Below are 13526 nucleotides of genomic sequence, written 5' to 3' on the forward strand. Positions count from 1 at the left end.
AGGCTTGACTATTCCCGCGAATCGGGGATGGCTGGCTGTCCGGTGCGGGCCGGTGGCTTCGACGTCTCTGGTGTAGGGCGCCGCAGGGTGCCCATTCCAGGGAGGTGAGGTCATGACGGCGAACGAGAGCTTGGTCGGCTCGGCGGCCCGGCACGGTGGCAGCAAGAAGGTGACTGTTGTCGTGTGGACGGCGCAGGTGCTGCTTGCGTTGTTCTTCGTGGCGGCGGCGTTGCCCAAGCTGATGGGTGATCCGACTGCGGTGGCGATGTTCCGGCTGTTCGGGATCGGCGAGTGGTTCCGTGTTTTCACCGGTGTCGTCGAGGTCGCCGGTGCGGTCGGTTTGCTGATCCCACGGTTGTGCGGCCCGGCCGCGATTGGGCTTGGCTGTGTGATGGCCGGTGCGACCCTGACGAACCTGTTCGTCTTCCCCGATGGCGCGGCCATGGCCATCGTGACCGGGCTGCTGGGCATCGCTTTCGGCCTGATCGCCTGGTACCGCTGGCCCGACGCCATAGCGTTGATCGGCATCGTCAGGAGGCTGGTAGCGAAATAGTTCACGCATCGGCGGCGGGTCGGGCGTCCGGGTCGGGCCGAGATCCCCGACCTGCCTGGCCAGGCGGGTCCAGTTTTCTGGCTCGGCGAGCGTGACGCGAGCCAAGGACGTTTGGTGCGCGGCCGGCGGACGCGCGTTGGTGACAATCACCTAGACCGCGGGTAGGTCGGACCCGACGATCGCCTACTGGTTGCTCGCCTACTGTCGGCTGTGTAGAGGCGCCGGTCCCGATGGACCTGCCGGTCGCGGCGCTGTCCGATCATGCGCCGGTTCCGGCGCCCGTCAGCGCCTGGACGCCGACGACCTCCAGTAGCCGTAGCCGCTCGGCGGTCTGGCTGCCCTCGGCCACGCTGAAGACCATGATCCGCAGGTCGGTGCCGAGTGCTGCGAGGATGTCGCAGTCGAGGGTGAGCTCGCCGATGCTGGCGTGCCGGACCGTCTTGGTCAGGGGCTCGTGCACACCCACCGCGCCGGAGTCCCACAGGGCCGCGAAGTCATCGCTGCGGGTGCGGAGCTCGTCGACCAGCGCGGCCAGTTCGGCGTCCTTCGGGTAGCGAGCCGCCGCCGCTCGCAGGTCGGACACGAAGGCCGCACGGTGGCCGGTCTCCCGGCTCACCGCCTGGGGGTATCCGGCGGGCGGTTCGACGAAGGACCACCACACCGCATTCCTGTCGAAGCCGCGTGAGGCGGGCGGGTCGCCGAACAGCGCGGCCCACAACGGGTTCCAGGTGATGAGGTTCCACGCGGCGTCGTACACGCTCAGCGGTGTCCCGGTCAGCCGATCCAGCAGGCGCTGGACTCCCGCCGGCACATGGTCGGAAACCAGCCCGGGCCCCGGCACCGCCTGACCGGCGAGCAGGAAGAGGTGCTCACGCTCCGCCGTGGCCAGCCGCAACGCTCGAGCCAACGCCGACAGTACTTGGGGGGACGGATTGGTCGACCTGCCCTGTTCGAGGCGCACGATGTAGTCGACGGACAAGCCGGCGAGCAGGGCGAGTTCCTCGCGCCGTAGGCCTGGCGCACGCCGGGGTCCGTCGCCCGGCAGGCCGACCTCGGCCGGTTTCGTGCGATCCCGCCAGGCGTGCAAGGCCCTGCCAAGATCCGTGGTTCCGGTCATCTCCCCAGTATCGACAGTCGGCCGCAGTATCGGCAGCCGGCCGCGTCCCGTCCTGGTACTGCGGGTCCACCGGCTGCGGCGGGTACTGGTTGACGCCCCCGGGTCCGCCGAAGGTGGATGTACCGGCCGACGGCCGGTAACCGGCGGGATCCTCCCGCCGGGTGTGCAGCGAAGGAGCACGGCCATGAAGTACCGCAACCTCGGGCGGACCGGGATCAAGGTCAGCCCTTACGCACTGGGCACGTTGATGTTCGCCAGCGTGATGGGCAACGACCCCGACGAGTCGGTCCGCATCATCCACAAGGCGATCGACGCCGGGATCAACCTCATCGACACCGCCGACCGCTACGGCGACTCCGAGGACATCGTCGGAAAGGCCCTGAAGGGCCGCCGCGACGAGGTGGTCCTGGCCACCAAGGTCGGCATGCCGATGGGCGAGGGCCCCAACCAGCAGGGCGCCTCGCGCCGCTGGATCACCACCGCCGTCGAGAACTCCCTGCGCCGGCTCGGCACCGACCACATCGATGTCTACCAGCTCCAGCGGCCCGATCCGGACACCGACCTGGAGGAGACCCTTTCCGTCCTGACCGACCTCGTCAGCGCCGGCAAGGTGTGCGCGATCGGTTCCTCGACGACACCCGCCTCGATGATCGTCCAGGCCCAGTGGGTGGCCGAACGTGCCGGGCTGCAGCGGTTTCGCACCGAGCAGCCGCCGTACTCGATCCTGAACCGCGGCATCGAACGGGAGGTCCTGCCGATCGCGCAGGAGTACGGCATGGGCGTCATGGTATGGGGTCCGTTCGGCCAGGGCATGCTGACCGGCCGGGTACGCAAGGGCGGTGACAACGACCTCAAACGCGTCCAGTTCTCCCGCCACCTCACCGACGAGCGCCGCATCGACGTCGTCGAACAGCTGGTCCCGCTGGCAAAGGAGGCCGGCCTGCCCATGACCCACCTGGCCATGGCGTTCGCCGTCGCCCACCCGGGCGTCACCGCCGCGCTCCTCGGCCCGCGCACGATGGAACACCTCGACGACGTTCTGGCCGGGGCCGACGTCGAACTGTCCGACGACATCCTCGACCGGATCGACGAGATCGTCCCGCCAGGCACCGACGTCACCGCGCTCGACCAGGAGTACAAGCCCCCAGCCTTGCTCGAGACCGCTCTGCGGCGTCGTCCCGCCGTGCACCGGTCGGCGGCCTGAGCCCGAGGCCCGGCGACGGTCATCCCCTCGGTCACCTCGAGCATCCCGCCCACCGGCATGCCAGGCTCTCGTGGACTCTGCTGTCGCCTTGGCATGGCGTTGGCCGAGCTGTCGCCGCCCTACCTCCGGCTCGGCCGCTACGGGTGTCAGGCAGCCGGCGAGATTCCCTCAGAGAGCGGAGTATCACCGTGCGCAGGTGGGGCGCGGCTACTGATCCCCGCGCAGGTAGCGGGTCACCATGGCGACCAGTTCGGTCTCGAACGTCTCGACGGGGATGTTCTGCGGGGAGGCCATGAACTTGTGCGTGTTCATCTCCACGGTGAACAGGATGATCTCCGCGGCGACGTTGAGGTCGTCCACGTGGACCTCGGGGTGCCGGGTGAGGATGTCGCGAATCTGGGCTGTGCGCAGTTTTCCGTGCCGCTCGATCGTGTCGAGCAGCTCCTGGGAGGCCGGCGCCTGCTCGACCATCACTCGGAGCAGCTGGGGATCGTCTCTGTGGTTGTCGATCGCGTCGCGGATGAGCGCCCGGACCGTCGCCTCCAGCGTCCCGGGCGAGAAGTCGAGCTCGTCGGCGCCGGTCCAGGTGCCGCGGTCGATGTGCCGGATCAGGAGCTCGGCGAGGATAGCGTCCTTGTTCGGGAAGTACTGGTATAGCGAGCCGATGGAGATGCGGGCGCGCTCGGCGATCCGGTTGGTGGTGCCGGCGGCGTAGCCGTGCTCGGCGAAAACGTGAGCAGCCGCGGTGAGGATGCGGTCGCGCGTGAGCTCGGCGCGCACCTGACGGGGCTTGCGACGTGGCTCTAAGCGGCGGTCCGCCGACGGCATCCTGGTCCTCCTTGAGGGCGCCGAAAAGCGAGTAGCAAATACCTGAGCTAATGCTCACAATAGTGCTATGAGCTGCGAGAACAAGACCATGGGGCGGCATCTGGTTGCCGACGCCGGTGTCCCGGCGGTGGATATCTCGTTCGCGGGCCACCGGCGGCACGGCTGGTCGGCATCGGGCTGAGGGGATTCCGATGCAGTTGAGCACACTCCACCGCATGACGACGGTCGACGAGGTCGAGGCGACCGTGGGGCAGCCGCCGTCGATGATCATGCTGAAGCAGATCAGCGCACTCGACGAGGGCTGCCGGATCGTCCTGGCGCACTGCCCGCTCGCGGGCTTCGGCTACCGCGACGCCGACAGCGTAAGCCGCACGACGTTCATCGGCGGCACACCGGGATTCGTGCGCGTTCACTCGCCCACGCGGATATCGTTCACCCTGCCCGATGGCGAGGCGCACGGCCCGGTGTCGTTCGTCTTCCTCCTGCCGGGCGTGGGGGAAACGTTGCGCGTCAACGGTTCCGTGACCAAGCGGAGGGGCGCCGAGACGTTCGTCGACGTCGAGGAGGCGTACGTGCACTGCGCGCAGGCCGTCATTCGCTCGCGCCTGTGGCAGCCGCCCACTCCCGCCGAACCGGCGCCGGACATCGAGGGCGATGGTCCGTTGCGCGGTCCCGGCGTCGCGGACTTCCTCGCCGCCGCACCGTTCCTCGCCCTGTCCACCTGGGACTGTTCGGGCGGGAGCGACACCACTCCGCGCGGGGATCAGCCGGCTGTCGCGCGGATCCTCGACGGCCGGACCCTGGCCATCGCGGACCGCAAGGGCAACAAGCGCGCGGACAGCCTCCACAACCTTCTCCAGAACGACCGGCTCTCGTTCGCCGCCCTCGTCCCGGGTCGGACCGGCGTGCTGCACGTCAGCGGCCGGGGCTCGATCACTGACGATTCCGCGTTGCTGGAGACGATGGCGTTGCGCGGGACGCCCCCGCACGCGGCGCTGCTGATCGACGTCGAGCAGGCCGAGGTGACCGCCAGCGACGCCGTGGCGCGCTCGCGGGTCTGGGCGGCTGCCACCCATCTCGAACGCGGCACGGCGCCGGACTTGATGGTGCTGGCCGGGGACCACCTCACCGCGAACCTGGCCGACGTCCGCAGAGGCGTGCTCGCTCGCGTGCTCAGGATCGTCGCGGGGATTCCGGGAATCGGTCGGGTGCTGCGGCACACGATGAACCTCGCCTACCGGTCCGGACTGCGGAAGGAGGGCTACGAGAACGTCCAGGTCGGCTCACAAGCAAAGCCAACCGGCGTCGAATCCGAGGCGACGCAACGGTTGCGGGAGGTGCGCGTCGCCGAAGTGCGCCGGGAAACGCCGAGCGTGGTCACCCTCGTCTTGGAGGACGCCGAGCGCCAAGGCTCCTTCGACTTCCGACCAGGGCAGTTCTTCACGCTCGTCGCGGACATCGACGGGCGACCGGTGCGGCGCGCCTACTCCGCATCGTCGGCGCCGGGGGCATCGCGGCTGGAGGTCACGGTCAAGCAGGTCAAGGGCGGTCGCTTCTCCACCCACGTCCACCAGAACCTCATTGCCGGGGACCGGTTGTCGGTTCGCGGGCCGTCCGGGGCGTTCCACATCGATCCGGCGGCGGTGCACGACGTCGTCCTGGTCGCCGCGGGCAGCGGTGTCACGCCGGTGATGAGCATGATCCGTACCTTGCTGGCGAGACCGGCGGCCAGCCGGATCGCGCTGCTCTACAGCAACCGCTGCCAGGAGGAAGTCATCTTCGCCGGCGACCTCCTCCGGTTGACGAAGGACAACCCGAAGCGGTTGTCGGTCACGTACGTCCTGACGCGGGAACATGGACGGCTCGACGTCTCGGATGTCCGCGACTGGCTCACCGAGCTGCGGCCCTCCGACGAAGCCCAGTTCTGCCTGTGCGGGCCCGAGGCGCTGATGGTCACAGTCGAGGGCGTCCTGGCCGAGCTCGGTGTGCCGGACGACCGCGTGCACCGCGAGCGCTACACCAGCGCGGCGGACACGACCGCCACAGCCACCGCACCGCAGGAGATGACCGTGGAGGACGGAACGCACGAGGTCGGCCGCGTAGTAGTCGAGCCCGGCCAGACGCTTCTCGACGCCGGGATCGCCGCAGGGCTGCCGATGCCGTACTCGTGCACAGTCGGCAATTGCGGGGACTGCATGGTAAAGCTCCGCGGCGGAGAGGTCACGATGAACGAGCCGAACTGCCTCACGCCGCAACAGAAGACCAACGGTCACGTCCTGACGTGCGTCGGCCGCCCACTGTCCAACGTCACCCTGGACATCACAGCGCCGTGACGGACAGGTGTGATCCTGCCGGTGCAATTCGCCCGCTGGCACACAGATGGTGGGCAGCCGAAGCGAACGGCACGCGGTGTCGATCGCTGCGTCGGCGGCCTGCTCGGTCAGCCCGAGATGACGTTGTGGGCATTGCTGGGTGGGCACTCTTAACGGTTCGTCCTTGCTTGCGGGTAACGACTGCGGTGCTGGTGATGGTGGCTGCGGTGATGAGGAGCCGGGTGTCCTTGGGAAGCGCTGTGGTCAGCGGCCGCTTGGTCAGCGACGCCACAGGTGCCCGCTTGCCCAGGAGCTCGGCTGGCGCGGCCGACCAAGTTCAAATCAAACCCTGCCAACAAGTTGACACATGACAAGCATCTACTGAGTCAGAGTTCTCCGGTCGGTGGGTTCGTTACTGCAGTAACTCAGCAGTTGGCGCAGGCAGGTGTCGATGTCCTGGGAGGTGTCGACGGTCAACCGTTCATCGGTTCGAGGTTCGTAGTCGTCGGCGAGGCTCTGGACCCATTCCCAACTGGGTCTGGGGAATCCAGGGATATCGATCGAGCGGGTCTCGACGCGGCGGCGGTGTTCGCGCAGATCCGGGCAGTGGGTCTCCACCACAAGATGGCGTACCCCGACCTCCTTCGCGAGTTCACGCCAACCCGCCCGGGCCGGTTCCACGGAGTTCACCGCGTCAGCTACGACCGGAATTCCACGCACCAGGTGTCCGGCTGCCAAGTCGTGCGCCACGCTGTACGCGGCTACGCCGGTCTGCTCCGGGCGCAACCCGTTGCGCCACAGGGCTCCTTCGATGGTGTCGATCCGAAGCAGAACCGCGCGCATGCGGGTGGCCAACTCCAGCGCGAGCGTCGATTTCCCGGTGCCCGGCAGTCCGCCGAACTCGATCAGTGTCATACCAGCATCTCTCCTCACCCGAAGTCGTTATACAACATGTATAGCATTTGGGTATACATCATGTAAAGTACTTGAGTATGGGAATCCGCTCCGACAAGGCGTCGGCCACTCGACAGGCCATCGTCGAGGCCGCCCGCAGGCTGCTCGCCGAGGCCGACGATCAGGTCAGTGTCGGTGACGTAGCGACTGCGGCAGGCGTCACCCGGGTCACTGTCTACAACCAGTTCGGGTCACGGCACGGACTGCTGGACGCCGTCTTCGCCCAGCTCGCAGAACAGGCCGGAATGGACCGCCTGCTCGAGCTGACCGCCGACCTGCCGCCCCGACAAGCCTGCGCAAGTGCGCTGAAGCGGACCTGCAAGTTCTGGCACGCCGAACGGCCGGTGCTGCACCGCCTCAACGGAATCGCAGTGCTCGACACCGAGCTGGCGCGGATCTTCGCCACCCGCGAGAGCTGGCGCCGCGATCAGCTCAAGAGGCTGCTGCAACGGCTGGCAACCACTGGAGGCATCGCATCCACGCTCCGGCGAAGCGTCCTCCTCGACGGATTCGTCGCCCTGTCCTCATTTCAGACCTACGACCGGCTCGGAGCCCTCGCTGAACACCCAACCCAGGCCGCCAGCGTGCTCGACCGCATGCTCACCGGCATGCTCAGCTTCTAGCGGCGCGCCGTCGCCAGCCGTCCATCGCCGTCGAGTCGCCAAAATGGCCGCCCGGACCTGGCCGGCTTTCTGTCCGGTCCGGTCTTCAGCGAGCGCTCACACTGAGCCGCCACGCTGTGCCGCGGCCAGCTGCTGATCACCACTGTCCGTGTGCTACGGGCGAACAGCGCCGCCAACGCTACACGCGGCACGAGACGGAGAACACCACGTCGTCAGGCGAAGCGGTCGTAGAGGCGTCGGTAGGCGGGTAGGAGCAGTCCGTTGTTGAGCTCCAGGCCCATAGGATCGCCGTTCCAGTACGTGACGAAGCGGCATGAGCTCCCCAGCCGCTGGAACTTGTCGATCCAGGCCAACGCCTCGCTCGGCTGGGCCGTCGCGAGATCGGCGGGAACGGCGAACTCCGCGATGCCGAACGCCTTGCCACGTCCCTTGGCGAACGAGGTCAGCGGTGAGATCGTCGCCAGCGGATCCGCGGCGAGCCCCTGCCCGTTCGGGTCGTCGCCCGGATAGGTGTCGATGGCCAGGAAGTCGGTGAGGTCGTCGCCTGGCCAGTAGGCGGTGTAGTCCAGGCCCTTGTGCCAGATCGGGTAGGTGTGGAAGCACGGACCACATGCGATGCCATGCCGGCGAACGGCTGGGGCGAGCGCGCGGTACCGGTCCACGTACTGGTTCGCCGACAGCTCTGGGTACGGCTCGTGCCAGAGCACGATCCACACCTGGTTGCCGTATCCGCGGCTCGCGATGTCCGCGCACAGCGAGTCGCAGGCGGTGTACGTGCCGGCGGAAACATCCGGCACCTTCAGGGAGTAGACCACATACCGGTTCTCGTCGCGAAGTAACGCGAGCAGCCGGCCCGCGGCGTCCAGCGACGTTGGCACCGGCGTTCCCTGGCGGTGGTACAGACGCACGACCTGGGCGAATCGTCCGGTCAGGGCATCGAGCTGCTCGCACGATCGGGTGCCGCTCGCGGTATAGCCGATCAGGTTGACCGCAGCCGGCGCCGCGGGCGTTCCCGCATCCAGCAAGCCGCCGGCCAGCAGCGGAATGGACGCGCCCAACTTGAGGAATTGCCGTCGCCCGAACACAGATGATTCCCTCCCACGCATCTCGGCGGCACATCTCGAACGGCCGCAACCTAGCGGACCCAACGCACATGATTCGTATGCGCGAAGTGTGCGAACCGTCTGTCAGCGTGGGCCATAGTCGTGGCAATTTCTTACGACGACCGATGCTCTCGCGGAGGAGGGGTTGATGAGTCGAATCAGGAGATGGGTGCCGCTCGTTCTGCCGGCGGTCCTGATCAGCGTCGCGCTCGGGGCCACCGGTGCCGATGCCTCCGACGGTGTGTCTGATCACGGTCGGGTGGTGGAGGACCGGGGTCCGGTGACGCGGTGGGCGGATTCGCGCCAGGTCACACCGCAGGTGGCCGCTGCGACAGCGGCGGTCGCGTGCGACGGTAACGGCACCAGCGGCAAGCGAGTGCAGATCCTCTATGTACGAGAGGCTTCGCAGGCTGATCGGCTTGCGCAGTATCGCGCCACGTTCCAGGAGTGGGCTGGGCAGGTCGACCAGCAGTTCCAGCAGGACGCGCAGGTGACCGGTGGCTATCGGCGGCTGCGGTTCGTCCACGACGCGTCGTGCGTTCCCACCGTGACAGGCGTGGTGGTGCCGGCGGGCTCGCTCAGTGACTTCGGCCGGACCTTCGACGGGTTGAAGGCAGCTGGCTTCAACCGGACGGATCGCAAGTACATCGGCTACGCCGAGACCACGGCTTGGTGCGGGCTCGGCGGTGGTGGACCCGGTGGCGGCGACGACCAGCCCGGTACAGCGAACCGGTACAACTCCGGGCCCGAGCTGGCCACCCTCGGCACCGGCTGCTGGGGCTGGGCACCGACGGGCCACGAGCTGCTGCACACCCTCGGAGCCGTCCTGCGCGGTGCTCCGCACGCCACGGCGAACGGGCACTGCTGGGACGACGAGGACATCATGTGCTACGACGACGGCGGCATACCCAACCCTCCGGGCACTCTGGTCAACGTCTGTCCCGATGGGGCGGAGAACCAGATCGACTGCGGGCACGACGACTACTACAGCACCAAGCCGGTCAGCGGAAGCTGGCTCGCCAACCACTGGAACGTCGCGAACAGCCAGTACCTCATCACTGCACCCAAGCTGGACTACACCTCGTATCCAACGCTGTCCAACGGCACATCGGCGCCGGCTGTGGAGACGGCCGAATACCTGCTGCAGCAGGCCGGTCTCAACCCTGGTCCGATCGACCAGACCTTCGACACGGCTACGGCGACCGCTGTCAGCAGTTACCGGCAGGCCCGCGGCCTGCCCGCTGGACTCAGTGTCGACGGTCATGTGTGGACTGCCCTGCTCGCGAGGGGTACGCAACCAACGCTTCGAGACGGCGCCACGGGCAACGACGTACGCAGGCTGCAGCGTTCTCTGACGGCCGCGCTCGGCCGCACGGTCGGGATCGACGGTCAGTTCGGAAGCCAGACGACCCAAGCGGTGCGCGACTACCAGTCCTCTCGAGGTCTTGGAGTGGACGGCGTCGTCGGCGCCCAGACCTGGACGGCCTTGCAGGCCGGCCGCTGATTACCGGAAGAGGGCGGAATACCTGTCGCTTGTCCAGAAAGCGTGGCAGCGCTGAGCCCGGCAGCGGCCAGGTATGCAGGTACCGCTGGGCGATCCAGCCGGAGTGGATGGAGACCAGCCCTGTCCACCGATTCGTCGCTGCAAGCCATCTTCGGCGAACGCCTTACAGGGAGCGCGCCGTAGTGGGGCCACCGGCTGAGCCCGCATCACCGCGACCTCGGCCAGGCAGACCTCCACGAGCGCGACAGCGACTACGGCATCCAGCAGCACCTTGGCTGGGTGATGAACCGCGCGCCGACCACGCAACGGTGCCAGCGCCTTCGACGACGCCCGGTCAAGTCCAGAGCGGTGCGAGTGCTGCTGGCGAGGAAGCCGCCAGCCGTGACCAGGCCACGCCTCGAAGCGGCACGCCCTTGTCCACATAGCCGCAGGGGCAACCTTGTGACGAGGTGTGCGGAACCTGTGCGTGCGATGCGACAAGCTGAACAGCGATTCGTAGAGGTCGACCGTGCTCTGCGAATCTCGTGATGCCGGGGGTGTCAGGTTGGTGCGGTGGCGGCTTTCGCCTCGTGGCGCCTCTGGCTCGCGGCTTCATCGGCATCCGCGAGGGCTGGCCGGCGAGTCGGTTGGAGCCAGCGCGTCAGGCGTGCAGTATGAGCTCGGATACGGCCTCGACCGCTCGGGTCGGGCCCACCTGGTGCCCCCGAAGCCGGACAGATGGAGCAGCGTGGAGAGAGCGTTCTGCGACTTCCGGGAACCACAGCGGAATGAGGGTTGCTGAGGACCACCTCGGCAACCCACGATCCGGAAGCACCCTGCGGGAGCGTCCCGTTCAGCGCCCCACCTCCTCGAGTGCTTCCGAGACGTCGTCTGCTGCCGCGAAAGACCCGGTGAAACTGTTGCGCGCCAGTGCCCTCAGGTCGGCGTCGGTCAGTTCCAAGGCGTCGGCCACCGCCGCGTAGTTCTCGTTGATGTACCCGCCGAAGTACGACGGGTCGTCGGAGTTGACGGTCACCGGGACGCCGGCGTCCAGCAGCGTCTTCAGCGGGTAGACCGTCAGGTCATCGGTGACGTGCAGTCGGAGGTTCGACAGGGGGCACATTGTGAGCGTGACCTGCTCGTCGGCCAGGCGAGCCACGAGATCGGGGTCGTCGGTGCAGGTGTATCCGTGGTCGATGCGTTCGACACAACAGGTGTCCAGCGCTTCACGGATATAGGCGGCCGGACCCTCTTCGCCCGCGTGGCACGTGGTGCGGTAACCCTGGGCGCGGGCGGCGGAGAAGTACCCGGCGAACTTCGACGGTGGGTTGCCTTGCTCGGCGCTGCCGAGGCCCACGCCGAGAACATGGTCGCGCCACGGGCGGATGAGGTCGAGTAGTTCGAGGGCATCGGCCTGGCTGCGGTGGCGATGGGCGCTGACGAGCAGGGCCCCCTCAATGCCAGACTCCTCCTTGGCTTCGGCGATGGCCTCGGTGATACCACCGAGCTGGTCGTCAATCGGGACGCCTTGGTCGAGAAAAGCCTGCGGGCCGAAGAGCATCTCGGCGCGGCGGACGCCCTGCTCGGCGGCACGGCGCAGGTAGGCGGCGGTGAGATCGTGGAAGTCCGCGCGGCGGCGCAGCACCTGGCAGCCCGCGAAGTACACCGACAGGAAGTTCTCCAGGCCGGTGAAGGAATACGCGGCCCGCAGCTCCTCCGGGGTGCGCCAGGGCAGGGACAGGCCGTTGCGACGGGCGAAGCGGGCCATGTCCTCGGGCTCCAGGGTGCCTTCGAGGTGCACGTGCAGCTCGGCCTTCGGCAACGTGATCATGCGATCCACTCCGAGATGAGGTGAACTGAACGATTCACTTTTCTGGGGAGGCTACACCGCTGCTCAGCCGGGCAGAAGCAACGCGGCGACGGCGCGATCGTGCGCGGCGTCGACGGTGACCCGCGACTCGCCGCAGATCAGCAGCATCTGCAGTCCGCGCCACAGGGCGACGATCGCCGTCGCGGTGTGGTCCGGATGTGCCACGGCGGGGTCCTGCCGCAGTCGCTTCGCCACCACCGCCGTCCAGCGCTCCCGGGTCTGGGCGAGGAATTCCGGGTGGCGGCCGGGGACGTCGGCGGCCATGCCGAACCGGGCGAAGAACAGCTGCAGGTGCGGCAGCCGGGCAGGATCGGCGATGTGGCGCCACGCCGCCGACATCCCATCCGCCGTGGTGCCGGGAGTGCCGAGCAGGGCGGCGAGCCGGTCGAGGAGCGCTGTGCCGCCGAGGATCTCGTCCACGGCGGTGGCGAGGAGTTCGTCGAGCGAACCGAAGTGATACAGCAGCATCCGGTTGTTGGAGCCGATGCCGCGGGCCAGTTCGCTCAGGGAGAGGTCGACCACGCCACCGGCGAGGATGAATTCGCACGTCAGACCCACAAGCCGTGCGCGCTCAGTCGGACCGCTGGCCACTGCGCGATCCTAGAGGACGGGGATTCACCGTGCGCAGGTCCGGGTGACCAGATCTGGCCGGCTGTGACTGACGGAACTCAGGTCCGCCGTCGCCCGGAGCCAGGCAGCAGAACCAGCGGGCTGCCTTCCCACGACTCGAACACCAGATGCGTGTGAACGCGGCCGACATCACGGCGTGCGGTGAACTCAAGCACGAGCCGGTCGCACAAGCGTTGGGCTGCTGTCGCTGAACATCCGCACATGCCGCTGAGCGGTCGTTCGGTCCCTGTTCCGCGCTGCCCACTAACTAACCACCTGCCAGGTGAGCGCCCCGCTCTTCTGGGCTGACATCCCGGACGTGCTGGGAGAACAGCCAACCATGCCCGTCGAGGTCCACAGCGCCGTACCGTGGCTGGGAACGAGAAATCCACCGCCACCAACACACCGCCGACCGAATCCGTAACCTCCTCATCGAGCTTGAAGAAGCCGAAGGAATGCCCCCGCATAGCGCAGATCAGCGCCGACCAACCGCCACACCGAGTTTGTACGATCCGCTGAATGCGAATCATCGAACTCGCTCCTGACACCGCCCGATCGATCACCAACCACGGCAGCCGCGGACTGCGGGCGAACAACCTCATCCGAGGCGAACACGTCGCCGCAACGGTCCTGCACCTTGCAGCCGGCGGCGAGGCCGGCCGTCACCCGGCCGTCGGCGATCAGCTGTTCATCGTCATATCCGGCCACGGTCATGTCTGCGGTGGAGACGAGATCTGGCAGCCGATCGCTGCCGGCCAAGCCGCGTTCTGGGTCGCAGGCGAACTCCACACCACCCGAGCCGACGAACCCCTCACAGCAGTAGCAATCGAAATGCACGGGTTGCCACTGGCACTGTGACCAACACACGCC

At 67.7% G+C, this 13526-nt stretch carries 12 protein-coding genes; 6 read left to right on the forward strand and 6 right to left on the reverse strand.

Annotation, left to right across the window (positions count from 1 at the left end; translation table 11 throughout):
• Positions 1 to 130 precede the first annotated feature (130 nt).
• Entirely contained in the window at positions 131 to 553 is a 423-nt protein-coding gene (locus ACYVF6_RS04480) for a DoxX family protein (RefSeq protein ID WP_460516003.1), read from the forward strand.
• A gap of 259 nt (positions 554 to 812) precedes the next feature.
• Here the strand turns inward: ACYVF6_RS04480 and ACYVF6_RS04485 are convergent, their stop codons facing one another.
• The gene (locus ACYVF6_RS04485) at positions 813 to 1670 is read right to left on the reverse strand and encodes a helix-turn-helix domain-containing protein (RefSeq protein ID WP_460516005.1); all 858 of its coding nucleotides are present in this window, start codon (positions 1668 to 1670) and stop codon (positions 813 to 815) included.
• A 184-nt stretch (positions 1671 to 1854) separates the two neighbouring features.
• Between ACYVF6_RS04485 and ACYVF6_RS04490 the strand changes: the two genes are divergently transcribed.
• A complete protein-coding gene (locus ACYVF6_RS04490) occupies positions 1855 to 2874 on the forward strand; it encodes an aldo-keto reductase family protein (RefSeq protein ID WP_460516006.1) in 1020 nt (339 codons plus the stop codon).
• 207 nt (positions 2875 to 3081) lie between these two features.
• Here ACYVF6_RS04490 and ACYVF6_RS04495 read toward each other — a convergent pair whose 3' ends face one another.
• Positions 3082 to 3654 carry a TetR/AcrR family transcriptional regulator gene (locus ACYVF6_RS04495; RefSeq protein ID WP_460516008.1) on the reverse strand — a complete coding sequence of 191 codons (573 nt, stop codon included), beginning with the start codon at positions 3652 to 3654 and terminating at the stop codon, positions 3082 to 3084.
• 263 nt (positions 3655 to 3917) lie between these two features.
• Here ACYVF6_RS04495 and ACYVF6_RS04500 point away from each other — a divergent pair, with 263 nt between their 5' ends.
• Positions 3918 to 6035 (forward strand): FAD-binding oxidoreductase, encoded by a 2118-nt coding sequence (locus ACYVF6_RS04500; RefSeq protein WP_460516010.1) that lies wholly within the window; start codon positions 3918 to 3920, stop codon positions 6033 to 6035.
• A gap of 357 nt (positions 6036 to 6392) precedes the next feature.
• On the opposite strand, the gene ACYVF6_RS04505 is transcribed toward ACYVF6_RS04500, so the two are convergent.
• Positions 6393 to 6929, reverse strand: coding sequence for a P-loop nucleotide/nucleoside kinase family protein (locus ACYVF6_RS04505; protein WP_460516012.1), 537 nt, complete (start codon positions 6927 to 6929; stop codon positions 6393 to 6395).
• Positions 6930 to 7006: 77 nt separating this feature from the next.
• Between ACYVF6_RS04505 and ACYVF6_RS04510 the strand changes: the two genes are divergently transcribed.
• Entirely contained in the window at positions 7007 to 7591 is a 585-nt protein-coding gene (locus tag ACYVF6_RS04510; protein ID WP_460516014.1) for a TetR/AcrR family transcriptional regulator, read from the forward strand.
• A gap of 212 nt (positions 7592 to 7803) precedes the next feature.
• Here ACYVF6_RS04510 and ACYVF6_RS04515 read toward each other — a convergent pair whose 3' ends face one another.
• Entirely contained in the window at positions 7804 to 8649 is an 846-nt protein-coding gene (locus tag ACYVF6_RS04515; protein WP_460516016.1) for a hypothetical protein, read from the reverse strand.
• A 193-nt stretch (positions 8650 to 8842) separates the two neighbouring features.
• Here ACYVF6_RS04515 and ACYVF6_RS04520 point away from each other — a divergent pair, with 193 nt between their 5' ends.
• Positions 8843 to 10198 (forward strand): peptidoglycan-binding domain-containing protein, encoded by a 1356-nt coding sequence (locus tag ACYVF6_RS04520; protein WP_460516018.1) that lies wholly within the window; start codon positions 8843 to 8845, stop codon positions 10196 to 10198.
• An 832-nt stretch (positions 10199 to 11030) separates the two neighbouring features.
• Here the strand turns inward: ACYVF6_RS04520 and ACYVF6_RS04525 are convergent.
• A complete protein-coding gene (locus ACYVF6_RS04525) occupies positions 11031 to 12008 on the reverse strand; it encodes an adenosine deaminase family protein (RefSeq protein ID WP_460516020.1) in 978 nt (325 codons plus the stop codon).
• A 63-nt stretch (positions 12009 to 12071) separates the two neighbouring features.
• The gene (locus ACYVF6_RS04530; RefSeq protein ID WP_460516022.1) at positions 12072 to 12569 is read right to left on the reverse strand and encodes a TetR/AcrR family transcriptional regulator; all 498 of its coding nucleotides are present in this window, start codon (positions 12567 to 12569) and stop codon (positions 12072 to 12074) included.
• Positions 12570 to 13175: 606 nt separating this feature from the next.
• Between ACYVF6_RS04530 and ACYVF6_RS04535 the strand changes: the two genes are divergently transcribed.
• Positions 13176 to 13514, forward strand: a complete 339-nt coding sequence (locus ACYVF6_RS04535) for a cupin domain-containing protein (RefSeq protein WP_460516024.1) — start codon at positions 13176 to 13178, stop codon at positions 13512 to 13514.
• Positions 13515 to 13526 lie beyond the last annotated feature (12 nt).

The organism is Flindersiella endophytica (assembly GCF_054779015.1).

Bases quoted from the DNA above. Each gene is read 5' to 3' on its own strand.
- ACYVF6_RS04485 (WP_460516005.1), bottom strand. From the start codon at position 1,670: ATGACCGGAACCACGGATCTTGGCAGGGCCTTGCACGCCTGGCGGGAT.
- ACYVF6_RS04490 (WP_460516006.1), top strand. From the start codon at position 1,855: ATGAAGTACCGCAACCTCGGGCGGACCGGGATCAAGGTCAGCCCTTAC.
- ACYVF6_RS04500 (WP_460516010.1), top strand. From the start codon at position 3,918: ATGACGACGGTCGACGAGGTCGAGGCGACCGTGGGGCAGCCGCCGTCG.
- ACYVF6_RS04505 (WP_460516012.1), bottom strand. From the start codon at position 6,929: ATGACACTGATCGAGTTCGGCGGACTGCCGGGCACCGGGAAATCGACG.
- ACYVF6_RS04510 (WP_460516014.1), top strand. From the start codon at position 7,007: ATGGGAATCCGCTCCGACAAGGCGTCGGCCACTCGACAGGCCATCGTC.
- ACYVF6_RS04520 (WP_460516018.1), top strand. From the start codon at position 8,843: ATGAGTCGAATCAGGAGATGGGTGCCGCTCGTTCTGCCGGCGGTCCTG.
- ACYVF6_RS04525 (WP_460516020.1), bottom strand. From the start codon at position 12,008: ATGATCACGTTGCCGAAGGCCGAGCTGCACGTGCACCTCGAAGGCACC.
- ACYVF6_RS04535 (WP_460516024.1), top strand. From the start codon at position 13,176: ATGCGAATCATCGAACTCGCTCCTGACACCGCCCGATCGATCACCAAC.